The 20,866-nt window shown below is 60.2% G+C and carries 30 protein-coding genes and 1 tRNA gene; 30 read left to right on the top strand and 1 reads right to left on the bottom strand.

The genetic code is table 11. The features are described from left to right. The first annotated feature begins 6 nt into the window (after positions 1–6). From MHAR_RS02445 to filI, 30 genes are all read left to right on the top strand, one after another. Positions 7–720: a 50S ribosomal protein L2 gene (locus MHAR_RS02445; RefSeq protein ID WP_048144277.1), complete on the top strand. Its 714-nt coding sequence runs from the start codon at positions 7–9 to the stop codon at positions 718–720. A gap of 12 nt (positions 721–732) precedes the next feature. Next, positions 733–1,143, top strand: coding sequence for a 30S ribosomal protein S19 (locus MHAR_RS02440; RefSeq protein WP_014586042.1), 411 nt, complete (start codon positions 733–735; stop codon positions 1,141–1,143). Positions 1,144–1,153: 10 nt separating this feature from the next. Beyond that, complete coding sequence (locus MHAR_RS02435) at positions 1,154–1,618, top strand: 50S ribosomal protein L22 (RefSeq protein WP_014586041.1); 465 nt, start codon at positions 1,154–1,156, stop codon at positions 1,616–1,618. Position 1,619: 1 nt separating this feature from the next. Continuing rightward, on the top strand, positions 1,620–2,528 hold the full coding sequence (locus MHAR_RS02430) for a 30S ribosomal protein S3 (protein ID WP_014586040.1): 909 nt from the start codon (positions 1,620–1,622) through the stop codon (positions 2,526–2,528). Positions 2,529–2,545: 17 nt separating this feature from the next. Beyond that, a complete protein-coding gene (gene rpmC / locus MHAR_RS02425; RefSeq protein ID WP_014586039.1) occupies positions 2,546–2,749 on the top strand; it encodes a 50S ribosomal protein L29 in 204 nt (67 codons plus the stop codon). Then, a complete protein-coding gene (gene rnp1 / locus MHAR_RS02420; RefSeq protein ID WP_048144276.1) occupies positions 2,749–3,039 on the top strand; it encodes a ribonuclease P protein component 1 in 291 nt (96 codons plus the stop codon). Before rpmC ends, rnp1 begins: the two co-directional genes overlap by 1 nt. Further along, positions 3,036–3,356, top strand: coding sequence for a 30S ribosomal protein S17 (locus tag MHAR_RS02415; RefSeq protein ID WP_266335532.1), 321 nt, complete (start codon positions 3,036–3,038; stop codon positions 3,354–3,356). Before rnp1 ends, MHAR_RS02415 begins: the two co-directional genes overlap by 4 nt. Continuing rightward, a complete protein-coding gene (gene rpl14p, locus MHAR_RS02410) occupies positions 3,353–3,751 on the top strand; it encodes a 50S ribosomal protein L14 (RefSeq protein ID WP_014586036.1) in 399 nt (132 codons plus the stop codon). Before MHAR_RS02415 ends, rpl14p begins: the two co-directional genes overlap by 4 nt. Positions 3,752–3,756: 5 nt before the next feature. Further along, on the top strand, positions 3,757–4,107 hold the full coding sequence (gene rplX / locus MHAR_RS02405) for a 50S ribosomal protein L24 (protein ID WP_014586035.1): 351 nt from the start codon (positions 3,757–3,759) through the stop codon (positions 4,105–4,107). A gap of 5 nt (positions 4,108–4,112) precedes the next feature. After that, positions 4,113–4,817, top strand: coding sequence for a 30S ribosomal protein S4e (locus MHAR_RS02400; protein ID WP_048144275.1), 705 nt, complete (start codon positions 4,113–4,115; stop codon positions 4,815–4,817). Positions 4,818–4,822: 5 nt separating this feature from the next. After that, the gene (locus MHAR_RS02395) at positions 4,823–5,329 is read left to right on the top strand and encodes a 50S ribosomal protein L5 (RefSeq protein WP_014586033.1); all 507 of its coding nucleotides are present in this window, start codon (positions 4,823–4,825) and stop codon (positions 5,327–5,329) included. Then, complete coding sequence (locus tag MHAR_RS02390; RefSeq protein WP_014586032.1) at positions 5,326–5,478, top strand: 30S ribosomal protein S14; 153 nt, start codon at positions 5,326–5,328, stop codon at positions 5,476–5,478. The genes MHAR_RS02395 and MHAR_RS02390 overlap by 4 nt, the downstream gene beginning before the upstream one ends. 10 nt (positions 5,479–5,488) lie before the next feature. Further along, the gene (locus tag MHAR_RS02385) at positions 5,489–5,881 is read left to right on the top strand and encodes a 30S ribosomal protein S8 (RefSeq protein WP_048144274.1); all 393 of its coding nucleotides are present in this window, start codon (positions 5,489–5,491) and stop codon (positions 5,879–5,881) included. A 9-nt stretch (positions 5,882–5,890) separates the two neighbouring features. Then, positions 5,891–6,424, top strand: a complete 534-nt coding sequence (locus MHAR_RS02380) for a 50S ribosomal protein L6 (protein ID WP_014586030.1) — start codon at positions 5,891–5,893, stop codon at positions 6,422–6,424. Beyond that, positions 6,421–6,816 (top strand): 50S ribosomal protein L32e, encoded by a 396-nt coding sequence (locus MHAR_RS02375; RefSeq protein WP_228369597.1) that lies wholly within the window; start codon positions 6,421–6,423, stop codon positions 6,814–6,816. Before MHAR_RS02380 ends, MHAR_RS02375 begins: the two co-directional genes overlap by 4 nt. A gap of 1 nt (position 6,817) precedes the next feature. Beyond that, on the top strand, positions 6,818–7,279 hold the full coding sequence (locus MHAR_RS02370) for a 50S ribosomal protein L19e (RefSeq protein ID WP_014586028.1): 462 nt from the start codon (positions 6,818–6,820) through the stop codon (positions 7,277–7,279). Next, positions 7,279–7,788: a 50S ribosomal protein L18 gene (locus MHAR_RS02365; RefSeq protein ID WP_014586027.1), complete on the top strand. Its 510-nt coding sequence runs from the start codon at positions 7,279–7,281 to the stop codon at positions 7,786–7,788. The genes MHAR_RS02370 and MHAR_RS02365 overlap by 1 nt, the downstream gene beginning before the upstream one ends. Before the next feature lie 10 nt (positions 7,789–7,798). Beyond that, positions 7,799–8,401, top strand: coding sequence for a 30S ribosomal protein S5 (locus tag MHAR_RS02360; protein ID WP_014586026.1), 603 nt, complete (start codon positions 7,799–7,801; stop codon positions 8,399–8,401). Positions 8,402–8,403: 2 nt separating this feature from the next. Further along, positions 8,404–8,859 (top strand): 50S ribosomal protein L30, encoded by a 456-nt coding sequence (locus MHAR_RS02355; RefSeq protein WP_014586025.1) that lies wholly within the window; start codon positions 8,404–8,406, stop codon positions 8,857–8,859. A gap of 4 nt (positions 8,860–8,863) precedes the next feature. Then, entirely contained in the window at positions 8,864–9,241 is a 378-nt protein-coding gene (locus MHAR_RS02350) for an uL15m family ribosomal protein (protein ID WP_014586024.1), read from the top strand. Then, positions 9,238–10,857, top strand: coding sequence for a preprotein translocase subunit SecY (gene secY, locus MHAR_RS02345; RefSeq protein WP_014586023.1), 1,620 nt, complete (start codon positions 9,238–9,240; stop codon positions 10,855–10,857). Before MHAR_RS02350 ends, secY begins: the two co-directional genes overlap by 4 nt. Further along, positions 10,854–11,462: a DUF106 domain-containing protein gene (locus MHAR_RS02340; protein WP_014586022.1), complete on the top strand. Its 609-nt coding sequence runs from the start codon at positions 10,854–10,856 to the stop codon at positions 11,460–11,462. The genes secY and MHAR_RS02340 overlap by 4 nt, the downstream gene beginning before the upstream one ends. Continuing rightward, the gene (gene cmk / locus MHAR_RS02335) at positions 11,459–11,998 is read left to right on the top strand and encodes a (d)CMP kinase (RefSeq protein ID WP_014586021.1); all 540 of its coding nucleotides are present in this window, start codon (positions 11,459–11,461) and stop codon (positions 11,996–11,998) included. Before MHAR_RS02340 ends, cmk begins: the two co-directional genes overlap by 4 nt. Next, positions 11,976–12,974, top strand: a complete 999-nt coding sequence (locus MHAR_RS02330; protein ID WP_014586020.1) for an RNA-guided pseudouridylation complex pseudouridine synthase subunit Cbf5 — start codon at positions 11,976–11,978, stop codon at positions 12,972–12,974. The genes cmk and MHAR_RS02330 overlap by 23 nt, the downstream gene beginning before the upstream one ends. A 4-nt stretch (positions 12,975–12,978) precedes the next feature. Continuing rightward, a tRNA-Ser gene (locus MHAR_RS02325) sits at positions 12,979–13,074 on the top strand. Positions 13,075–13,315: 241 nt separating this feature from the next. Then, positions 13,316–14,494: an AAA family ATPase gene (locus MHAR_RS02320; RefSeq protein ID WP_143763447.1), complete on the top strand. Its 1,179-nt coding sequence runs from the start codon at positions 13,316–13,318 to the stop codon at positions 14,492–14,494. Beyond that, entirely contained in the window at positions 14,488–15,105 is a 618-nt protein-coding gene (locus tag MHAR_RS02315) for a DUF4276 family protein (protein ID WP_048144273.1), read from the top strand. Before MHAR_RS02320 ends, MHAR_RS02315 begins: the two co-directional genes overlap by 7 nt. Positions 15,106–15,202: 97 nt before the next feature. Then, on the top strand, positions 15,203–15,967 hold the full coding sequence (locus tag MHAR_RS02310; protein ID WP_014586018.1) for a 4Fe-4S binding protein: 765 nt from the start codon (positions 15,203–15,205) through the stop codon (positions 15,965–15,967). A gap of 236 nt (positions 15,968–16,203) precedes the next feature. Beyond that, on the top strand, positions 16,204–16,671 hold the full coding sequence (gene filR2 / locus MHAR_RS02305) for a methanogenesis two-component system response regulator FilR2 (RefSeq protein WP_014586017.1): 468 nt from the start codon (positions 16,204–16,206) through the stop codon (positions 16,669–16,671). A 37-nt stretch (positions 16,672–16,708) separates the two neighbouring features. Further along, the gene (filI, locus tag MHAR_RS12350) at positions 16,709–19,369 is read left to right on the top strand and encodes a methanogenesis two-component system histidine kinase FilI (RefSeq protein ID WP_014586016.1); all 2,661 of its coding nucleotides are present in this window, start codon (positions 16,709–16,711) and stop codon (positions 19,367–19,369) included. Between the two features lie 7 nt (positions 19,370–19,376). Here filI and filR1 read toward each other — a convergent pair whose 3' ends face one another. Then, the gene (filR1, locus tag MHAR_RS02295; RefSeq protein ID WP_014586015.1) at positions 19,377–20,717 is read right to left on the bottom strand and encodes a methanogenesis two-component system response regulator FilR1; all 1,341 of its coding nucleotides are present in this window, start codon (positions 20,715–20,717) and stop codon (positions 19,377–19,379) included. Positions 20,718–20,866: the final 149 nt, after the last annotated feature.

The raw sequence follows: 20,866 nt of genomic DNA, 5'->3' as shown, positions 1-20,866 counted from the left end.
GAGGTTATGGGGCACAGATTAATACAACAGAACCGAGGTCGAGGAACCCCGACTTACCGGGCACCCTCTCACAAGTTCAGGGCAGAGCTGAAGCACGTCAAGGTGGACCAGGACCAGACCGTCCTGGGGGTCGTCAAGGAGATAGTCCACGATCCCGCCCGGTGCGCCCCGGTGGCGAGGGTGGTCCTCGACAACGATGAGGAGAGGTACATCCTCGTCCCAGAGGGGGTATACGTCGGCCAGGAGATCGCCTGCGGCGCCTCTGCCGAGATCAAGCCCGGAAACTCCCTCCCCCTGGCGGAGATCCCCGAGGGGATCCCGATCTGCAACATCGAGTCGAACCCCCGGGCCGGCGGCCAGTTCGCCCGATCCAGCGGGGTCTACGGCATCCTCATCGCCCACGACGTCGGAAAGACCGTAGTCCAGCTCCCCAGTGGAGAGATGAAGTGGCTCAACCCCCAGTGCATGGCGACGATAGGCGTCGTCGCTGGCGGCGGCAGGACCGACAAGCCCTTCGTGAAGGCTGGAAAAAAGTACCACAAGATGAAGTCCAAGGCTGGCAAGTATCCGAGGGTAAGAGGCGTGGCCATGAACGTGGTGGACCACCCCTTCGGTGGCGGCGGATGGCAGCATCCAGGAAGGCCCAAGACCGTCAGCAGGAACACACCCCCCGGTCGTAAGGTCGGGTCCATTGCGGCCAGAAGGACCGGAAAGCGTTGAAGAGGGATTGTTTTGGCTAGGAAATCAGGATCAAGGCTTCCGAAGAGGAAAGAGGAGTTCACCTACCGCGGCCTCAAGACCGAGGATCTGAACAAGCTCAGCACCGAGGAGTTCATGGAGCTTCTCCCCTCGAGGCAGCGGAGAAGGCTGAAGAGGGGCCTGACCAAGGATCACAAGAGGCTCCTCTCCAGGGTAAAGGACCGGGAAGTGGTGAGGACCCATCTCCGGGACATGATAGTCCTTCCCGAGATGGTGGGGAAGACGATCGAGATTTATAACGGCAAGGCCTTCAACCGGGTCGAGATCATGCCGGAGATGGTCGGCCATTACCTCGGCGAGTACTCCCTGACGAGAGCAAGGGTAACTCACGGCAGCGCCGGCGTTGGCGCCACCCGATCGAGCAAGTTCGTGCCGTTGAAGTGAGGTGTGAATTTTGGGACGACTGAAATATTCCATCATCCCTGAAAAAAAGGAGAAGTCATCCAGGGCGATGGGCACGGAACATCACATCTCGCCCAAGCACGCTCTGGAGATCTGCAACGCCATCCGGGGTATGAGGGCCGAGGCGGCGAAGACATACCTGGAAGAGGTGATCGCCAAGAAGAGGCCGGTCCCCTTCAAGCATCACAACAAGAAGGTTCCCCACCGGCACGGCCTCGTCGGATGGGACGCCGGCAGGTACCCCCAGAAGGCGGCGAAGGCCGTCTTGGGCGTCCTGGTCAACGCCACCAGCAACGCCGAGTACAAAGGGCTGGACCCCGCCGGGATGAAGATAACCCACGTCTCCACCAAACAGGGGAGGACCCTCCGGGGCTGGATGCCCAGGGCCATGGGGAGAGCCACCCCCAAGGATACGGAGACGGTCTCTATAGAGATGATATTGACCGAGGTGAGCTGACTTGGGCGTAGAGAAGAAATTTGTAGAGGACGGCTTCACCAAAGCCCTGGTCCACGAGTATCTCTCCAAGGAGCTCAGTCGGGCCGGATACGGCGGCATGACGATGAACAGGACCCCCATGGGGATCCAGATCACCGTCTATGCCGAAAAGCCTGGAATGGTCATCGGCAAGGGCGGCAAATTGATCCGAAAGCTCACCCGAGACCTGGACCGAAACTTCCGGCTGGACAACCCCCAGATCGACGTTCAGGACGTGGGAAAGGCCGAGCTGAACGCCCAGGTGGTGGCCAACAGGCTCGCCAGCTCCCTGGAGAGGGGCTGGTACTTCAGAAAGGCGGGCCAGACCACCTTGCGGAGGGTGATGGAGAGCGGTGCCCTCGGATGCGAGATAATCCTCAGCGGCAAGCTCACAGGACCGAGGTCGAGGGTCGAGAAGTTCCTCTCCGGCTACGTCAAGCATTCGGGGAAGCCCTCCCAGGAGATAGTCGACCACGGCTACGCCGTGGCGGTTAAGAAGCTCGGGACCATCGGATGCCAGGTGAGGATCGTCCCCCCCGACGCCGTGCCCCCCGACAGGTTCGAGATCGTGCCCCCCTCCAAGGAACAGGCTGAAGAGGCCCTTCCAGTGGAGGAGAAGAGGGACGAGCTGGAGGAACTCCTGGAGTCCGGGGCCGAGGGCGCCGTCGAGGTGACGGTCGAGGAGATGGAGATCGTCGAGGAGGAGATCCCCGCCGAGCCTGCCATCGAAGAGACCCCCGCCGAAGAGCCGGTTTTCGAGGAGGAGGCCTCCGAGGAGCCTGCTGCGGAATCCGACGAGCCGATCTCCGAAGAGCCGGTCTCCGCGGAACCGGCCACCGAGGAGGAGGCCCCCGCCGAGGCGGCCTCTGAAGAGCCGAAGAGAGAAGGGTGAGACGAGAGGGACTTGACATGGCGATATTCAGGGTCGATGAACTGAGGAACATGAGCCCCGAGGAGCTGGGGGAGGAGCTTGAGAAGCTAAAGGGCGAGCTCGTCCGCGAGCGGGGGCTCGTCGTCTCTGGGGGCGCCCCGGAGAACCCCGGCAGGATAAGGGAGATAAAGAGGTCCATAGCCAGGATCAAGACCATTCAGAAGGAGCGTGCAACGGCGTGATGATCACTCCTGAGAATCTCGTCAGACATGAGCTCATTGGCCTTCCGGTGGAGGTTGCAAGGGGGACTAACCCCGCCCAGGCGGGAATCTCCGGCCGGGTCGTCGATGAGACCCGGAACACCTTTCTGATCGAGACCAGGAGCGGAGTGAAATGCGTTCCCAAGTCCTGCAACTGCTTCATTTTTACCCTGTCCCAGGGCCTGAAGGTGAAGGCAGAGGGCTCAGTTTTAGTCTCACAACCCGAAAACAGGATTAACAAAAAAATACGGAGATCGAGGTGGAAATTATGAGGGATGTCGGACTGGGCGTCAAGTCCCCTGAAAAGGCCTGTGACGATCCAAAATGTCCCTTTCATGGAGAGCTTTCCGTTCGCGGTCAGGTCTTTGACGGAAAGGTGGTCAGCGACAAGATGACCGATACAGTGGTGGTCCTGCGAGAGTTCGAGAGGAAGATGACGAAGTACGACAGGTACGAGAAGAGGCGGTCGAAGCTCCACGCCCACAACCCCCCCTGCCTTAAGGCCAAGGTCGGCGACGTCGTCAAGGTCGCCGAATGCAGGCCCCTCAGCAAGACCAAGTCCTTCGTCGTGGTGGAGGTCGTCCGATGAAGGGGTTGAAGGCGAGCATCTCAAGGCCGATCAACGCAGGAGCGCGGCTCGAATGCGCCGACAACACCGGCGCGAGGGTGCTCGAGATCATATCGGTGAAGAGGTACAGGGGCGTAAAGAACCGGATGCCCTGCGCTGGAGTCGGCGACATGATAGTGGTATCCGTGAAGAAGGGTACCCCGGAGATGAGAAAGCAGATCATGACCGCGGTGATCGTCCGCCAGAGGAAGGAGTTCCGGAGGCCCGACGGGATGAGGGTCAAGTTCGAGGACAACGCGGCGGTCATCACCGACGCTCTCGGGATTCCCAAGGGATCGGAGATAAAGGGGCCAGTGGCCCGAGAGGTGGCTGAGCGGTACGGAAAGATCGCCTCGGCGGCCTCGATAATAGTGTGATCACCATGAAGAGCAAACAGCCACGCAAGCAGAGAAAAGAGAGGTTCTCCGCCCCCCTTCACAAACGGCAGAAGTACATGCACGCCGCCCTCTCCAAAGAGCTCCGGGAGGAGATGAAGGCCCGCAGCGCTCAGGTCAAGAAGGGCGATACCGTCCAGCTGATGCGCGGCGACCACGCGGGGACCGAGGGCGAGGTCCAGAAGGCGGATCTGAAGAGCGGCACCATCCACGTCGCCGGAGTCAGCGTATTCCGGGCCGACGGGACCGAGGTGCCCAGGCCAGTCCAGCCCTCCAACGTCATCATCACCAAGATGGAGATGGACGACGAGGAGCGGAAGAAGATCTTTTCCAGGTGATTTAGGTGAGCAGACATCAGAAGAGGGTTGCGAGCCCCAGAAGCTGGCCGATCGCAAGGAAGGTCCATACGTGGGTGGCCAAGACGAGACCAGGCCCCCACTCTGAGAAGGGGAGCATCCCCCTCGTCGTCGTAGTCAGAGACCTCTTAGGGCTCGTCGACAACTCCAGAGAGGCGAAGCGCGTCCTCCACGAGGGCGGGGTCCTCGTCGACGGAAAGGCGAGGAAAGACCTCAACTTCCCCGTGGGGATCTTCGACGTGATATCGGTCCCGGCTCTGGACAAAAATTTCAGGCTCCTTACGGACGCGAAAGGCAGGTTCAACCTCCACGAGCTGGAGGCCGGCGAGGCGAGGAAGCTCTGCAGGATCGAGAAGAAGACGGTCCTCCAGGGCGGCAAGACCCAGCTGAACCTCAACGACGGGACCAACATCCTGGCCGAGGGCGACTACACCACCCGAAGCTCGGTGATCCTATCGATACCCGATAAGGAGATCTCCGACGTCATCGAGTTCAAGGAAGGAAACCTCGCCATGGTCGTCGGCGGCACCCACTCCGGGGAGGTCGGTACGATCAAGGTGATCGAGGTGGTCAAGAGCTCTCGGCCGAACCGGGTCATCATCTCCGGGAAAGAGGAGTTCGAGACGACCGTAGACCACGTCTTCATGATCGGCAGAGATAAGCCCGCCATCAAGCTGGGGGCTGAGATATGAACGTCATGTTGGAGCCGCGGATCGACAAGGTGACGGTCCACATCGGAACCGGCGAGAGCGGCCAGCGGCTGGTCAACGCCGAGACGATCCTCGGCGAGATCACGAGCAGGTCCCCCGTCAGGTCCATCGCCAAAAAGACCCTGCCGGGCTTCGGGATAAAGAAGAAGGAGCCGATCGGATGCCGGGTCACCCTCCGGGGGAGAGACGCCGAGGAGTTCCTCAAGGTGGCCCTGGAGGTGGCGGGGAGCGCCCTCCGGCGGAGCTCCTTCGACGATACCGGCAACTTCTCCTTCGGGGTCGAGGAGCACACCGACTTTCCGGGGATGAAGTACGAGCCCGACATCGGGATCTTCGGGATGGACGTCTCGGTGGCCCTGAAACGGCCGGGATACCGGGTGGCCCGGAGGCGGGTCGCCAGGGCGAAGATGGCCTCAACGCACAGAGTGACGAGAGAAGACGCCGTCGAGTACGTCAAGAATAAATACGGCGTTGACATCGTGGAGGCGGCATGAAGAGCGATACCAAGAGCTTCGGCCGGGGCGCAAATGCCTGTAAAAGGTGTGGCAGAAGGCCTGGGCTCATCAGAAAATACGGAATCTATCTCTGCAGGCAGTGTTTCAGAGAGATCGCCCCGGAGATGGGTTTTGAGAAGTACTCGTAGGTGATGATTGATGGTACTGTCAGATCCGCTTTCCGATGCCATGTCCATCATAAAGAACGCTGAGGACGTCGGCAAAGGAGGATGCATCATCCAGCCCGCTTCCAAGCTCATCGGCAACACCCTGAAGGTGATGGCTGACCTCGGATACATCGGCGATTTCGAGTTCGTCGACGACGGCAAGTCCGGGATGTTCAAGGTCAACCTCCAGGGGAAGATCAACCGATGCGGCGTGATCAAGCCTCGGTTCTCCACCCAGGTCGCCGACCTGGAGAAGTGGGAGAAGAGGTTCCTCCCCTCCCGGAACTTCGGGGTGCTCATCATGAGCACGAGCCAGGGGGTCATATCTCACGTCGACGCCAGGGAGCGCGGGATCGGCGGCCAGCTTCTGGCTTACGTCTATTAGGTGGTCACGATGGTCAAGGAGTTGGCGCGAATTATTGAGATTCCAGAGGGCGTCGCCGTGGAGATCGGCGACGACGCTACGGTGACGGTGACCGGCCCCCTGGGGACGGTCTCGAGACGGCTCTGGTATCCAGGGATAGAGATCCGAAAGGAAGACTCCACCCTGGTGGTGGACGCCGAGATCACCAGGAAGCGGCACAGGTCGATGGCAGGGACCATAGCCGCCCACCTGAAGAACATGATCAAGGGGGTCAACGAGGGGTTCGAGTACAGGATGAAGGCAGTCTACTCTCACTTCCCGATTCAGCTGAAGGCCTCCAAGGGAGAGCTCTTGATCAGCAACTTCCTGGGCGAGAGGAAGCCCCGATCCGCCAAGATCATGGGCGGATCCCAGGTGGAGATCAAGGGCGACACCGTGATCGTCACCGGAATCGACAAGGAGCTGGTGGGCCAGACGATGGCCAACATCGAGCAGGCGACCAAAGTAAGAGGATTCGACATCAGAGTATTCCAGGACGGGATATATCTGGTGGATAAGAGGTGACGGAGTTGACTTCCGAGAGAGAGAGGTTGATGAAAGTTCGGGCTAGGCAGAAGAAGAGGAAGCCCGAGTTCAACCGTTGCGATTCCCACAAGAAGAAGAAGCTCTCGCCCAGCTGGAGGCGGCCCCGGGGCCTCCACAACAAGCTGAGACAGCAGATCGCCGCCAAGGGGAAGCTGGTGAAGGCCGGATACGGCAGCCCCAGGGGCGTCAGGGGGTATCACCCCTGCGGCATGAAGGAGGTCCTGGTGAAGAATCCAGACGACCTGAAGAACGCCGAGGGCTGCGCCGTCCGGATCGCCGCCACTGTCGGCATGAAGAAGAGAGACGAGATCGAGGCTATGGCCCGGGAGATGAACCTGAAGGTTCTCAACCCCACCGCGGGAGGGGACTGAGTTGCCGGACTTCTCAACGCAGAAGAGGCTTGCAGCGTCGGTCCTCGCCGTGGGGGAGAGCAGGATCTGGATAAACCCCGACCCGGAGGTCGCCGGCGAGATCGCCGACTCCATCACGAGGGAGGACATCAGGTCTCAGATCGAGGCTGGAAATATCAAGGCCAAGCCGAAGAAGGGGAACAGCCGCGCTAGATACAGGGTTCGAGCCGCCAAGAGGGCCTACGGCCACCAGAAGGGACAGGGGAGGAGAAAGGGCGCGAAAGGTTCCCGGTCTCCGAGGAAAGTGGTCTGGATGACCAAGATCCGGGCCCTTCGCAGCAACCTGAAAGAGCTGAGGGAAGAGGGCGAGATCGATCGCCACACCTATCGGATGCTCTATCGGAAGGCCAAGGGCGGCGAGTACCGCAGCACAGCCCATCTCAACGCTTACATCAAGGCAAAAGGTCTAACGAGGAGTGACTGATGGCAACCGGACCACGATACAAAGTGCCCTTCAGAAGGCGGAGAGAGGGCAGAACGGACTATCACTTCCGATACAAGCTCATCCTTTCGAGAAAGCCCAGGCTTGTGATCAGAAAGGGGAACAAGAACATCTCCCTCCAGCTCATCGTCGCAGAGCCGGTCGGAGACAGGACCCTCCTGACGGTCAACTCCCAGGAGCTGAAGAAGCTCGGGTTTGATCAGAACACCGGGAACGTCCCGGCGGCATACCTCACCGGCCTCCTCTTCGGCAAGAGGATGAAGGCGATGGGCGGGACGGAGGCGATCCTGGACATGGGGATCCACGCCAACACCCGGGGCAACAGGATATACTCCGCCCTGAAGGGCGTGGTGGACGCCGGGATAGAGATTCCCCACAGCCCCGAGATCTTCCCGGATGACGAAAGAATCCGCGGCGAGACGATAGAGGCTTACCGAGGGGTGGAGTTTGTAGCCCAGTTCGATGCCGTCCGCGAGAAGATACTGGGGTGAGAGGATGAGGATGGAATACAGAGAGGAATGGGTCCCCAAGACCAAGCTGGGCAGGCTCGTTTACGAGGGGCAGATCACCACCTTCGACGAGGCGCTCAAGTCGAGGCTCCCCATAAAAGAGGCGGGGATAGTCGACGCCCTGCTCCCAGGCCTTGAGGACGAGGTTCTGGACATAAACATGGTCCAGAGGATGACCGACTCGGGACGGAGGGTCAAGTTCAGGGCGACGGTCATCGTCGGAAACAAGGACGGCTACGTCGGCATCGGCCAGGGGAGAGACAACCAGGTCGGACCCGCCATCAGGAAGGGTATCGACGTCGCCAAGCTGAACATCATAAAGGTAAACCGCGGTTGTGGCAGCTGGGAGTGCGGCTGCGGCGCCGGCCATACCGTCCCCTTCGAGGTCGTGGGGAAGGCTGGGTCCGTCTCCATCACCCTGATCCCCGCCCCGAGAGGCCTGGGGATCGCAGCGGGAGGGACCGCCAAGAAGGTGATGGAGATGGCGGGGATCCGGGACGTCTGGACCAAGTCCTCCGGAAACACCAGGACCACCCTCAACTTCGCCAAGGCCACCTACAACGCTCTGCGGAATACCGTCACCATGAGGGTATGAGGATGTATGCGATAGTGCGACTTCGGGGGAGCGTCAATACCAAACCCGATATCAAGGATACCCTCGACCTGCTCCGGCTTCACAGGATCAACCACTGCGTCGTGGTCCCGGACAACCCCCACTACCGGGGGATGATCCAGAAGGTGAAGGACTACGTCGCCTGGGGCGAGATCGACGAGGATGCTCTCGCCAAGATGCTGGAGATGCGGGGGAGGTTGAACGGCAACAGACGTCTTACGGACCAGTTCATAAAGGAGAACACCTCCTACAAGACGGTAAAGGAGTTCGCCTCGGCGGTAGCCCACGGAGGGGCGACCCTCAAGGATGCGGGGATAAAGCCGGTCTTCAGGCTCCACCCTCCGAGGAAGGGGCACCGCGGAACGAAGAAGACCGTCCGGGAGGGCGGCGAGCTCGGCTACCACGAGTCGATCTCGGATCTTATCTGGAAGATGAGGTAGGACCATGCCTAAAAGCAAGGTTAAGAAGTTTCGGGGCAGCAGGACCTGCGGAGGCGGCACCCACAAAAACCGCAGAGGTGCGGGGTCGAGGGGCGGCACCGGCAATGCGGGCGGATGCAAGCATCACTTCGTTCGGGATATGATGCTAGGCAGGGTGATGGGCAAGCACGGGTTCTTCAAGCACAACGCCAGGGAAGTGGACGTCATAAACGTCGGCGACCTGGACTCGATGGCGACCGAGGAAGGGCGGATCGACCTCGGGAAGATGAAGGTCCTGGGCAAAGGGAGTATCTCAAGGCCCGTCACCGTCACGGCAAAAGCCTTCTCCGCTGCCGCCAGGGCTAAGATCGAAGAGGTTGGCGGTGAAGTAGTGGTATCATGAATCAGCACAGCTTCTTCTACGCGATAGAGCCCTTCGTGAGGAGGCTGCCGGCGGTGGAGAGGCCCGAAGGTCACGTCCACTTCAAGAAGAAGCTCAGCTGGACTGTGGGCATCCTGATCCTCTACTTCGCCCTCTCCAACGTCTCCCTCTTCGGCCTCTCCCCGGCATCCATAGACCTCTTCGGGATGTATCGGGCCTTCTTCGCCGGGTCCTTCGGCTCCCTGATGCTCCTGGGGATAGGGCCCATAGTCACCGCCTCCATCGTCCTCCAGCTCCTGGTGGGGGCAGATATAATCAAGCTGAACCTGAGAGACCCGCGGGACCAGGCGATCTTCCAGGGAACTCAGAAGCTTCTGGTCTTTGTCATGATCATCGTGGAGGCCCTCCCCCAGGTGACGGGCGGCTACCTCCTCCCAGATCAGTCCCTCGCCTCGGCCCTGGGCGTATCCCTCGGCCTGATATCCTTGCTGATATTCGTCCAGATCTGTATCGGCGGGGTCCTCGTCCTCTTCATGGACGAGGTGGTGAGCAAGTGGGGGATCGGGTCAGGCGTCGGCCTCTTCATCGTCGCGGGGGTCAGCCAGTCGCTGATCACAGGCCTATTCAACTGGACGATCGGGGACCAGGGTCTTCCCATCGGGATAATCCCCAAATGGGTCTTCATATTCACCAACGACGTTCTGGGCCTCGAGGATGTATTCACCACCTCAGGCCTGGAGAGGGTCTTCATCGACGGCGGAATCCTCGCCCTCATCACGACGATAGTGATCATCCTCTTCGTAGTCCTGGTGGAGAGCACCAGGGTTGAGATACCCCTCGCCCACAGCGCCGTTCGGGGCGCTAGAGGCAGGTTCCCGGTGAAGCTCGTCTACGCGAGCGTCCTCCCCATGATCCTGGTGAGGGCCCTCCAGGCGAACATCCAGATGATAGGAACCCTCCTCGCCGGCAAGATCGGAACCATGACAACGGCCAGCACCACCGACACCGCCTCCGGGGTGAACATCGTCTATACCGCCTATTCGAGCATCCTCGGGACCTTCACCTCCACCTCCAGCTACGACATGGTCACCGGGGAGCTGGTGGGCGCCACGTCGCCCCAGCCGATATCGGGGCTGATGTACTACCTCTCGCCGATAAACAGCCCCCACGACTGGATACCGGGGCTCGTCGCCAGCAGCAACCCGGGGATGGAGCTTCTGGGCCTTCCGCCGATCGCGGGCTGGCAGATCTGGCTCCACGTCTTCACCGACGCCGCCGTTCTGATCATCGGGGGAGTCATCTTCGCCATGTTCTGGATCGAGACGACCGGCATGGGAGCCAAGAGCGTCGCGGCCAAGATCCACGCCTCCGGCCTCCAGGTCCCCGGCCACAGGAGAAACCCCGTCAGCATCGAGAAGCTCCTTTTAAGGTACATCCCCAAGGTGACGGTGATCGGCGGGGTCATCATAGGCCTCCTCACCCTCGTCGCAAGCCTCATGGGAACCCTGGGCGGCGCCGGCGGCACCGGCCTCCTCCTGGCGGTGAGCATCGTCTACCGGCTCTACGAGCAGATCGCCAGCGAGCAGATCCAGGAGATGTACCCGATGATGCGCAGGTTCTTCGGTGAGTCGGCATGAAGAACGGCGGCCTCGCGAAGTCCCTCGACTCCCTCCTTCTGGGCGTCGGGATCGCCCTGATGGTGGGGATCATGGTGAGCATGGAGTTCAGGCACAACGTGGGAGAGGTGATGGAGGCGGTCCTCGGGTGGCTCCCGGGGATCCTCCCCTTCCACGTCGTCCTCTTCGCCCTCGCCGCCATCACCGGCCTTTATGCGAGCCTCATCCAGAAGTACACCATGGACTGGGATTACCTGAAGCGGCAGCAGGAGACGATGAGGAGCTTCCAGAAGGAGTTTCGCGCGGCTCAGCTCGCCGGGGACAAGGCCCGGCAGCAGCAGCTCCAGGTCCAGCAGAGGGAGATGCTCGGCGATCAGAGCAAGATGATGAAGATGCAGCTGAAGCCGATGGCCTACATCGGGATCGTCTCAATACCCCTCTTCATGTGGGCCTACCTCTACATCGAGGAGCACGCCATCCTCCTCAGCTTCCCCTTCTGGGGGGTCCACCCGATCTCCGATACCGTCCTGGGACCCATATTCTACTGGTTCTACTGGTACTTCATCTGCTCGATACCGGTCTCCCAGATCATAAGAAAAGCTCTGGACATCGGCGGTATGGGATGATAATAACCGTCAGCGGTGCCCCCGGAACGGGGACAAGCACTCTATCCCGGATCCTCTCTAAGGAGCTCGGCCTCCGGTGGGTCAACTCGGGGGAGCTATTTCGGAAGATAGCCAGCGACCGGGGCATCTCCCTGGGGGAGCTCGGCCGGATCGCCGAGGAGGGGCCCGAGATCGACTACATCATCGACGACGCCCAGAGGGAGATGGCGGCGGAGGCGGGGGGGATCTTCGAGGGGCGGCTCTCGGGGCACGTCCTCGACGCCGACCTGAAGATCCTCCTCAAGGCCGACCGGAGGCTTCGGGCCGAGAGGATAGCGACCCGGGAGAAGAAGCTCCTGGAGGACGCCCTCCAGGAGGCGAAAGGCCGGGAGGAGTGCGAGGCGAGGAGGTACGAGAAGTACTACAACATAGACGTCCGCGACCTCTCCGTCTACGACCTCGTCATCGACACCGGGACCTGGGACGAGCGGGGGGTCGGCGCCATCGTCCTGGCCGCAGTGAGGACTCTTGAAGATGAAGAGAGCTCTTCCAGCTGACCGGACCCGGGAGACCCTGGTCCGGAGGGAGGGGAGGACGGACCCGAGGTACGGGGTCTCGCCGGAGGGGCGCCCCCTCGACCAACACATCCGCCTCGGCTGCATAAACCTCGACAAGCCGCCGGGCCCCACCAGCCACGAGGTGGTGGCCTGGGTGAAGAGGATCCTGGAGATCGAGACCGCAGGCCACAGCGGCACCCTCGACCCCAAGGTGACGGGGATCCTCCCGACGATGCTCGGCGACTCGACGAGGGTCGTCGAGACCCTCCTCTCCGCCGGGAAGGAGTACGTCTGCCTGATGCGGCTTCATGCGACCCTCCCCCGGAAGAGGGTGATGGAGGTCTGCAGCGAGTTCGCTGGGGTGATATACCAGCGGCCTCCCCTCAAGTCCAGCGTCAAGAGGGCCCTCCGGACTCGGGAGATCTACTACCTGGAGGTCCTGGAGATCGAGGGGCCGAGGGTCCTCTTCCTGGTCGGCTGCGAGGCGGGGACCTACATCCGGAAGCTCTGCCACGACATCGGCCTCGCCCTCGGGTCCGGGGCCCACATGGAGGAGCTGCGGAGGACGAGGTCCGGCCCCTTCCGCGAAGATGAGACCCTGGTGACCCTCCATGAACTCCAGGACGCGAAGGTGATCTGGCGGGAGACCGGGGATGAAACCCCCCTGCGGCGGGCCGTCCTCCCGGTGGAGCGAGCCCTCTCGCACATGCCCACCCTCGTCATCAGCGACGGAGCCGTCGACGCCATCTGCCACGGAGCGCCCCTGGCGGCGCCGGGGCTCCTCCGGCTCGAGTCGGGGATAGAGGAGGGGGAGAAGGTAGTTATTTATACCCTGAAAGGAGAGGCTGTTGCCGTGGCCGTGGCCGCCATGGGAAGCGAGGATATGATGAAGTCGGCCACCGGGATCGTGGCCAAGACCTCCCGGGTCGTCATGGCCCCGGGGACGTATCCGAAGATGTGGGCCAAAAAGTCGTAATCGTGCCGAGGTAGTCTAGTGGTAAGGCGCAAGCCTGGAATTCTCTACTGAAAGCTTGTGATTCGCAAGGGTCGCGGGAGTTCGAATCTCCCCCTCGGCGCTCTTTTACAAATTATATTCAATGACTTTTGCTATTTTGGCAGACCTTTACCATCATCGTCTCATCCAAGCGATCCACAAATACCAGCGATTATGCACTAAACCTCCCGCTTCTGACCCGGCTATTCTTCTGGAAAGTGCTATAAAGGAATGCCACAGACGAGGTTATCGTCTTGTTTTGCGGAAAATCTGAGGGGATATGAGGAGGTGGAATAATGGAATTGAACGGCAATGAGATGCGAATGGTGAGGGAAATTAGGCCACGCAATCTGCTTTCTTTTGGACCCGATACAGAGCCTATCGCCCTTGAAAGCCTGAATGTGCTCATCGGTCCGAACGGCTCTGGGAAGTCCAATCTCATCGAGGCCATATCTCTCCTGCGCGCAGCCCCAGGCGACATCCGTGCAGTTATCCGCCGGGGCGGAGGTGCAAGCGATTGGATATGGAAAGGAAAGCCCGATGGTGAGGCTTCCATCGACGTCGTCATCAGCAATCTCCGAGGAAATCTGCCGCTCCGTCACGTTCTGGCCTTTCGGGAGGAGAACCAGACTTTCCGCTTGGCTGACGAACGCATCGAGAATAAAGAGCCCTTTCCAGGTTTCGACAGGCCATATTTTTACTACAGCTACCAGCACGGGAACCCGGTACTCAATGTCAGTACCAAAGGACTACACGAAGAGACTGAAGAACGGAAGCTGAAGCCTGAGACGGTCGAGACCGATCAGTCAATACTCGCTCAGCGGCGAGACCCTGAGGCGTACCCGGAGGTCTCTTACCTGGCGAGTGTCTACGATAAGATCAAGATATACCGGGAGTGGTACTTCGGACGGAGCGCGATCTTCCGCGAGCCGCAGAAGGCAGACATGCGCAACGATCGATTGGAGGAAGACTTTTCGAACCTGGGATTGTTTCTAAACCGTCTGCGTGGGGTGCCGAAGGCGAAGAAGGCCATTCTTGAAGCGTTGCATGACCTCTACGAAGGCCTAGACGACTTTGATGTGAGCATCAAGGGGGGCACGGTCCAGGTCTTCTTTACCGAAGGAGATTTTACGATTCCCGCAACGAGGCTGTCAGACGGAACTCTGCGATACCTCTGCATGCTGGCTATCCTGTGCGACCCGACACCCCCGCCGCTCATCTGCATCGAGGAGCCGGAGCTCGGTCTTCATCCCGATATACTCCCTAAAGTGGCCGACCTGCTTAACGCCGCCTCAGAGCGCACCCAGTTGATCGTCACCACTCACTCGGACATCCTCGTAGATGCGATGACCGAGCGGCCGGAGGCTGTCCTCGTCTGCGAGAAGCACCACGGCCAGACCGAGATTCGACGTCTCGACGGCAAGAAGCTGGAAGAATGGCTAAAAGGTTATCGTCTGGGCGAACTCTGGACCCGTGGCGCGCTTGGGGGGACAAGATGGTGAGCGTGCGGATATACATTGAAGGGGGCGGCGACAGCAAGGATCTTCAATTGCGATGTCGAGAGGGGTTTAGAAAGCTCATCGAAAGGACGGGCTTTGAAGGGCGGATGCCGAGCACCGTTGCCTGTGGAGGACGCAACAAAGCCTACGACATGTTCAAGATAGCGTTGAGATCAGCCTATGTAAACGAATTTCCGATGCTTCTCGTCGATAGCGAAGAGCCAGTTACAATGGCGCCTTGGGCTCATCTGAAGTCCCGCGACGGATGGGACCGTCCAGCCGGTGCCGAGGATGACCAGGCGCAGATGATGGTAACCTGCATGGAGACGTGGATAATGGCGGATCGTGAGGCTCTGCGCAATGTTTTTGGCGCACATTTGCGAGAGAGCGCTCTTTTTCCAGCGGAAGACTTGGAGCGCAGATCACGGGAAGATCTGCTGGGGGCACTGAAAAACGCTACCAAGGATTGCGGTAAAGGGAAAGGGTACGACAAAGGTCGACGTTCATTCCAGATTTTGGCTGAATTGAATCCTGAAACACTCAAAGAGAGCTTGTCTTATTTTCGCCGCTTTATAGAAACGCTTGTCGGGCACCTGCAGGAAACCAGAAGATAGAATCATTCTGACCCCGTCGTGAAATCTGGAGCTCGACAGGATGCAGTTATAGCAGCGGAGGAAACTTAAAATACATTTAATTCTGACGGTTTTCTATATGAAAAATATCATAAACGATAGGCAGAGGCTCCGGAAGGCGTTGATCATATTATCCTTCGTATTGATGCCCATAACATTTGTTTATATATCTTGCCCAATAATAACTCGAGGAGCATCGGAGGGGATCGTCACCGGAGGGCTGATGGTCTTCATCCTCATATTCATCAGCTCGCTATTTTTGGGACGGCTCTGGTGCGGGTGGCTCTGCCCCGCAGGTGGCTTACAGGAGATCTACTTTCAGATTAATGATAGAAAGACCAACCGCGTCCGGCTGAACTGGCTCAAATACCTGATATTCCTTCTGCTCTTTGCCCCCCTCATCCTTGCAGTCCACTCCGCCGGAGGGTTTACAGCCATCGACCCATTTTATTACACCGATCATGGCATCTCGATCGCGAAAGAGGGAGCATACACCATATTCTATGCCCAGATCACCTTTATCACCATCTTCGCCATAGCCGCAGGAAGACGTGGCTTCTGTCATTACTTCTGCCCGATCGCGGTGATCATGATCATCGGCAGGAAGATACGGAACCTCTTCCGGTGGCCGGCGCTTCGCCTCTTCGCTGATGGGGACCGGTGCACCGGCTGCGGTAGGTGCTCCACGACCTGCCCCATGGGGCTGGATGTGTTGGATATGGTCCAGCGGAGGCGGATGGAGGACGCCGAGTGCATACTCTGCGGCGGCTGCGTCGACGCCTGCCCGAAGGGGGTTATCCACTATTCTTTGTGGGAACGGGGCAATTTACAGATGGAAAGATGAAACCAGAATTATCGTTGAAGATCCCTCCCTCCGAAGATCTCCGATGGATCTCATCGATGGAACCATCTGAGGAGGCGGATCGTCGTCACCGGTTCCCCACCCGCGATGGACAATTATTCGTTATACTCGGAGGGTTATCTTCATAAACCACGGACGGATGACAGTAAGGCAGGTGCGAGGCCTTCATCACCCAGTGGACGGAGAGACAATCTCGTTTTGGAGGAGGTTGAAAGGAAGTGAGCTACGGCCTGGATTCCGGAGACGTCCTAGAGGCAGAGGACCCCTTCATCATACTGCTCGTAGAGGACAACAACGCCCATGCGATGCTTATCATGAGGGCCTTTGAAAGGCTCGGCTTCACCGGGAGGATAGAGTGGCTGAGGGATGGGAAGGCCGCCCTAGATTACCTCCGCCTCCACGAAGGGGGGGGGAGGAGCCTCCCGAGGATGGTCCTCCTGGACCTCCGGCTCCCTAAGGTCGACGGCCACGAGGTCCTATCTCAGATCAAGAGGTCGGAGAGGCTGAGGGCGATCCCCGTCGTCGTCCTCACCACCTCCACCAGCGACGACGACCTCCGGCGGGCCTACTCCAACCACGTCAACAGCTACCTCATCAAGCCCCTCAGCTTCGAGGACCTGAAGCGGACCGTCGAGGAGATCAAAGAGTACTGGCTTGGATGGAACCGCTCCCCCGGACCCGCGTGAAAGACCCCAGAGGTGAGCGAAACCGAGGCCTTCACCCATGACGCTGCGCCGAAGCATCCTGGCCTTCACCGGGGGGATGATCCTCGTCCTCGCCCTCATCTGCAGCACCTTCATGTGCCACATGATGATGGGGACCCTCTCGGATCTGGAGGAGGCCTACGTCCACCAGAAGGTCGATGGCACCCTCTTCTACCTCCAGGAGGACCTATCATCCCTCAAGAGGGCGGCGGAGGACTGGGGGCACTGGAACGATACCCGGGACTTCGTCATAGGCGAGAACGATCAGTACATCCAGGATAACCTGAACAGCTGGACCCTATCCGGCCTCGACGTCGACTTCATGATCTACTACGACCGCTCCGGCAACCTATTCTACTCCAGGGCCTTCAACCACGCCACGGGAGAGGAGGTCCCAGCCCCCGGCCGGCTTCTGAGCCTCGCGAAGGACGACCCCCTGATAGCTCATTCCTCGCCGGAGGACGGCCTTACGGGGATCGTCTCCGATCCGGAGGGGCTTCTTCTGGTCAGCTCCACCACGATCCTCGACAGCCACTGGAAGGGGCCGATATCGGGGACCTTCATCGTCGGCAGGCGCCTGGACGGGGCGAGGGCGGAAGGGCTTGCGAGGCTGAGCGGCATCGACCTGAGGATGGCTGCCACCGCCCCGGTGGGGGAGTCAGAGGGTACCAACTCTAAAACCTCCCTCCTCATCGTTAAGGAGGACTCAGATACCCTCATCGCCACCAAGACGATCGATGATGTATACGGTAACCCCACCGTCCTCCTGGAGGCCCAGGTCCCGAGGGAGATCCGCTCAAGGGGACTGGAGACGATCCGCCGGCAGGTGGTGGGGATCTTCCTTGCAAGCCTCCTCTTCGGGGGGCTGATCCTCCTCTTCCTGGAGCTCTCCATCCTTATGCCCCTGGCCACCATCACCTCCTCCGTCGAGGCGATCCGGGAGCAGGAGAAAGGCCAAGGGTCGCGGATCCCAACGGTGGGGCCGGCGGAGCTGGCCACCCTCGCAGAGTCGATCAACGAGATGCTCGACCACCTCGAGAGTTACAACCAGAAGCTCGCCATGAGCGAGAAGAGGTTCAGGACGATCGTGGATACCGCCCATGACTGCATCTTCATCAAAGACCCGAAGAGCAGGTACGTCCTCGTCAACCCCGTCATGGAGAGGATATTTCAGCTGCCAGCCTCCAAGATGCTGGGAGAGAGGGACGAGGTCTTCTTCAGCGCCGAGACGGCGGCTCGGATCCGGGAGAAAGACGCCGGGGTTCTCTCCGGAGAACCGTTCGTCGGCGAGGTCTCCGCCCATACCCGAGCCGGATCTTCAATGACCTTCCACGCCGTCAAGGTCCCCCTGAGGGACGACCGGGGCCAGGTCACGGGGATATGCGGGATCGCAAGAGACATCACCGATATCAAGGAGGCTGGGGTCGAACTCCTGAAAAGGGACAGGCTCCTCTCCGCCTCCGCCGCCGCCTCCTACTCCCTCCTAGTCAACTACGATATCGACCAAATCATCATCGACGTCCTCCAGCTCCTGGGGGAGGCGGTGGAGGCGGACCGGGCCTACATCTTCGAGAACCAGACCGTAGATGGGGAGGTCCTCATGAGCCAGCGCTACGAGTGGACGAAGGGAGAGGTCGAGCCCCAGATAAATAACCCCGTCCTTCAGAGCCTCCCGTACCACCCCGATTCATCCACTTTTTATGAGATTATATCGAGGGGGAGACCTTATGTAGGCCTCGTCAAGGACCTTCCCGAATCGGAGAGGGCTTACCTTGCGCCCCAGGGTATCGTCTCCATCCTGATCGTCCCGATCTTCGTCGAGGATCGGCTATGGGGGTTCATCGGCTTCGACGACTGCCACCGGGAGAGGTTCTGGAGCAACGGCGAGATATCGGTCCTCCAGGTGGCGGCGGGGTCCATAGGCGGCGCTTTCATCCGGTCCCGGACGAGGGCGGACCTGGTCAGGGCGAAGGGGGAGCTCCAGGAGAGGATCGGCGAGGTGGAGGCGAAGAACGCCGAGATGGAGAGGTTCGTCTACACCGTCTCCCACGACCTTCGGTCCCCCCTCGTCACCATCCAGGGGTTCGTCGGCTTCCTCCGGGAGGATCTCTCGGCCTTGGACGGAGATAAGATCAAGATCGACCTTGCGATGATCGAGGAGGCGGTCCTCAAGATGGACCACCTCCTCAAGGACACCCTGAGCCTCTCCCGGGTCGGCCGGGTCGTCAACCCTCCGGAGGAGGGCTCCTTCGGAGAGATCGTCCACGAGGCCCTCAGCCAGGCCTCCGGGGAGCTGAGATCGAGGGGTATCAAGGTCTCCCTCGCCGAGGGCTGGCCCAGGGTGAGGGTGGACAGGCTGAGGGTCCAGGAGGCTCTGACGAACCTCCTCGACAACAGCATCAAGTACATGGGCGACAGGCCCCATCCCGAGATAGAGGTCGGATGGCGGCCTGAGGGAGAGGAGACCGTCTTCTTCGTCAGGGACAACGGTATCGGGATGGACCCCGACCAGTGGGAGAAGGTCTTCGGCCTCTTCTACAAGATCGACCCCGACTCCGAGGGGAGCGGCGTCGGCCTCGCCATAGTGAGGAGAATAATAGAGGTCCACGGCGGGAGGATCTGGATCGAATCGGAGGAGGGGAGAGGGACCTGCGTCCTCTTCACCCTCCCGACCCCCTGAGGCCAGATCAGACCTTGAGGGGGAGGCCCTGCCCCTCCTGGGGGCTCGGGTGGCCCTCCCCGCCGGCGGCCCGCCTCTTCAGCTCCCGCCACCTGAGGAGGGCCTCTTCTGCGATCTCGGGAAGCCGCTGGATGCTATCTGCCTCCTTGACGACGTAGTCCATCGCCCCGGACTTGAAGGCCTGAGCCGCTATCTTCTCGGAGCCGAATCCGGTGAGGATTATCAGGGGGAAGCCCACCTCCAGGGGACGCTCCGCCTTCCCCGCGAGGTCTAGGCCGCAGCCGTCCGGGAGGAGATAGTCCGCCACCACCAGGAACGGTCGGCCATAGCTCTCCTCGATCCACCTCAGGGCATCCTGGAGCTGGCTGGCGTGATGGACCCTCCATCTCGGGCTGCTCTCCTCGAAGATCCGGCGGATGAGGGTGGCGTGGCCGAGGTCGTCCTCGACGATCATCACGTCGAAGGCTCCGGGGTCTTCGCCGGCCAGAGGCGGAGCCTCCGCCTCCGGCTGAATGCTCGATCGGAATACCCTCGTGAGGTCCCCCTCATCCAGCTCCCGGGATCTCTGAGCGTAGTATTCGAAGAGCTCCATCCCCCAGGCGACGGCGGACTCTCCGAGATAGATCGCCCCCGTCCCCACGTCGTAGACTCCGTCGTGGCGATAGAGCCCCAGATAGAGGAAGGATTCAGTGACGAAGAGGGCGAGCTTGAGATCTTCACCGATGAGCCTGAGCCTGAAGCTTTCGAACTTGAGGAGCCTCTCCACCTCGTAGGCGGAGATGCTCCCGTCGTCGAGGAGGCTTCCTGCGATCTTCTCCGTCATCAAAAGATCCACCCGGGACCCCCTCCGGAGGGCGTTCGTGAAGACCTTCGAGTCCTTTGGAAATATCAATAGAGGGAGGATCGCGGAGATCTTCTTCGAGGTGGAGAGCAGAGACTCCAGCCTCTCGTGGATCTCCAGGGGGGAGGCGGGGTTTGTGGAGACCATCTCCGACCGGCGGAGCATGCTCAGCCTTTCTAGCATCTCCGGAGGGATGGAGCTGATATCGTGGTTCAGCCAGAAATCGGGACGGGCCTCGAGATCATCCAGGACCCCCATCAGGCTCTCAAGGACGCAGCCCCTGATCTTCCCCAGGTTCGTCAGCCTGTATCCCTGCCGACCCCTGGAGATCAGATAGTCATCGGTCATATCCCTTATGGCATGGAGAATTGTGGTATTCCTTCCTCCCAGGACCCCCTGGAGGTCGTTAACATCCATCTCTCGATATTTTAAACAGAGCAAGATGTTCAGCTTCAGCTCAGAGCTGGCGAATACCTTCACCCGTTTGACCATATCCCTTTCGTCCATGTTGAGGTCCCCCTCATTTTAAGGGCCTAAATGGCGTAGATCCACGAAAGCCGGGAGCGATTCGCGATCCGACGGAACAACTCCCCAGTTATCGGCTTGATATCAGCCTCCACCCTCCAATTTCGCGAGCCCATCTCCTCGGCTTGAGT

The sequence above is a fragment of the Methanothrix harundinacea 6Ac genome (assembly GCF_000235565.1).
In the GTDB taxonomy this organism is placed as follows: Archaea; Halobacteriota; Methanosarcinia; order Methanotrichales; family Methanotrichaceae; genus Methanocrinis; species Methanocrinis harundinaceus.
The sequence above is the reverse complement of the archived record's forward strand: the minus strand, read 5'-3'. Positions and strand labels throughout refer to the sequence as shown.

Coding starts and splice junctions, on each gene's coding strand:
- MHAR_RS02445 (WP_048144277.1), top strand. CDS start 7: ATGGGGCACAGATTAATACAACAGAACCGAGGTCGAGGAACCCCGACT.
- rpmC (WP_014586039.1), top strand. CDS start 2,546: ATGGCGATATTCAGGGTCGATGAACTGAGGAACATGAGCCCCGAGGAG.
- rnp1 (WP_048144276.1), top strand. CDS start 2,749: ATGATCACTCCTGAGAATCTCGTCAGACATGAGCTCATTGGCCTTCCG.
- MHAR_RS02415 (WP_266335532.1), top strand. CDS start 3,036: ATGAGGGATGTCGGACTGGGCGTCAAGTCCCCTGAAAAGGCCTGTGAC.
- rpl14p (WP_014586036.1), top strand. CDS start 3,353: ATGAAGGGGTTGAAGGCGAGCATCTCAAGGCCGATCAACGCAGGAGCG.
- rplX (WP_014586035.1), top strand. CDS start 3,757: ATGAAGAGCAAACAGCCACGCAAGCAGAGAAAAGAGAGGTTCTCCGCC.
- MHAR_RS02395 (WP_014586033.1), top strand. CDS start 4,823: ATGTTGGAGCCGCGGATCGACAAGGTGACGGTCCACATCGGAACCGGC.
- MHAR_RS02390 (WP_014586032.1), top strand. CDS start 5,326: ATGAAGAGCGATACCAAGAGCTTCGGCCGGGGCGCAAATGCCTGTAAA.
- MHAR_RS02385 (WP_048144274.1), top strand. CDS start 5,489: ATGGTACTGTCAGATCCGCTTTCCGATGCCATGTCCATCATAAAGAAC.
- MHAR_RS02380 (WP_014586030.1), top strand. CDS start 5,891: ATGGTCAAGGAGTTGGCGCGAATTATTGAGATTCCAGAGGGCGTCGCC.
- MHAR_RS02365 (WP_014586027.1), top strand. CDS start 7,279: ATGGCAACCGGACCACGATACAAAGTGCCCTTCAGAAGGCGGAGAGAG.
- MHAR_RS02360 (WP_014586026.1), top strand. CDS start 7,799: ATGGAATACAGAGAGGAATGGGTCCCCAAGACCAAGCTGGGCAGGCTC.
- MHAR_RS02355 (WP_014586025.1), top strand. CDS start 8,404: ATGTATGCGATAGTGCGACTTCGGGGGAGCGTCAATACCAAACCCGAT.
- MHAR_RS02350 (WP_014586024.1), top strand. CDS start 8,864: ATGCCTAAAAGCAAGGTTAAGAAGTTTCGGGGCAGCAGGACCTGCGGA.
- secY (WP_014586023.1), top strand. CDS start 9,238: ATGAATCAGCACAGCTTCTTCTACGCGATAGAGCCCTTCGTGAGGAGG.
- MHAR_RS02340 (WP_014586022.1), top strand. CDS start 10,854: ATGAAGAACGGCGGCCTCGCGAAGTCCCTCGACTCCCTCCTTCTGGGC.
- cmk (WP_014586021.1), top strand. CDS start 11,459: ATGATAATAACCGTCAGCGGTGCCCCCGGAACGGGGACAAGCACTCTA.
- MHAR_RS02330 (WP_014586020.1), top strand. CDS start 11,976: ATGAAGAGAGCTCTTCCAGCTGACCGGACCCGGGAGACCCTGGTCCGG.
- MHAR_RS02320 (WP_143763447.1), top strand. CDS start 13,316: ATGGTGAGGGAAATTAGGCCACGCAATCTGCTTTCTTTTGGACCCGAT.
- MHAR_RS02315 (WP_048144273.1), top strand. CDS start 14,488: ATGGTGAGCGTGCGGATATACATTGAAGGGGGCGGCGACAGCAAGGAT.
- MHAR_RS02310 (WP_014586018.1), top strand. CDS start 15,203: ATGAAAAATATCATAAACGATAGGCAGAGGCTCCGGAAGGCGTTGATC.
- filI (WP_014586016.1), top strand. CDS start 16,709: ATGACGCTGCGCCGAAGCATCCTGGCCTTCACCGGGGGGATGATCCTC.
- filR1 (WP_014586015.1), bottom strand. CDS start 20,717: ATGGACGAAAGGGATATGGTCAAACGGGTGAAGGTATTCGCCAGCTCT.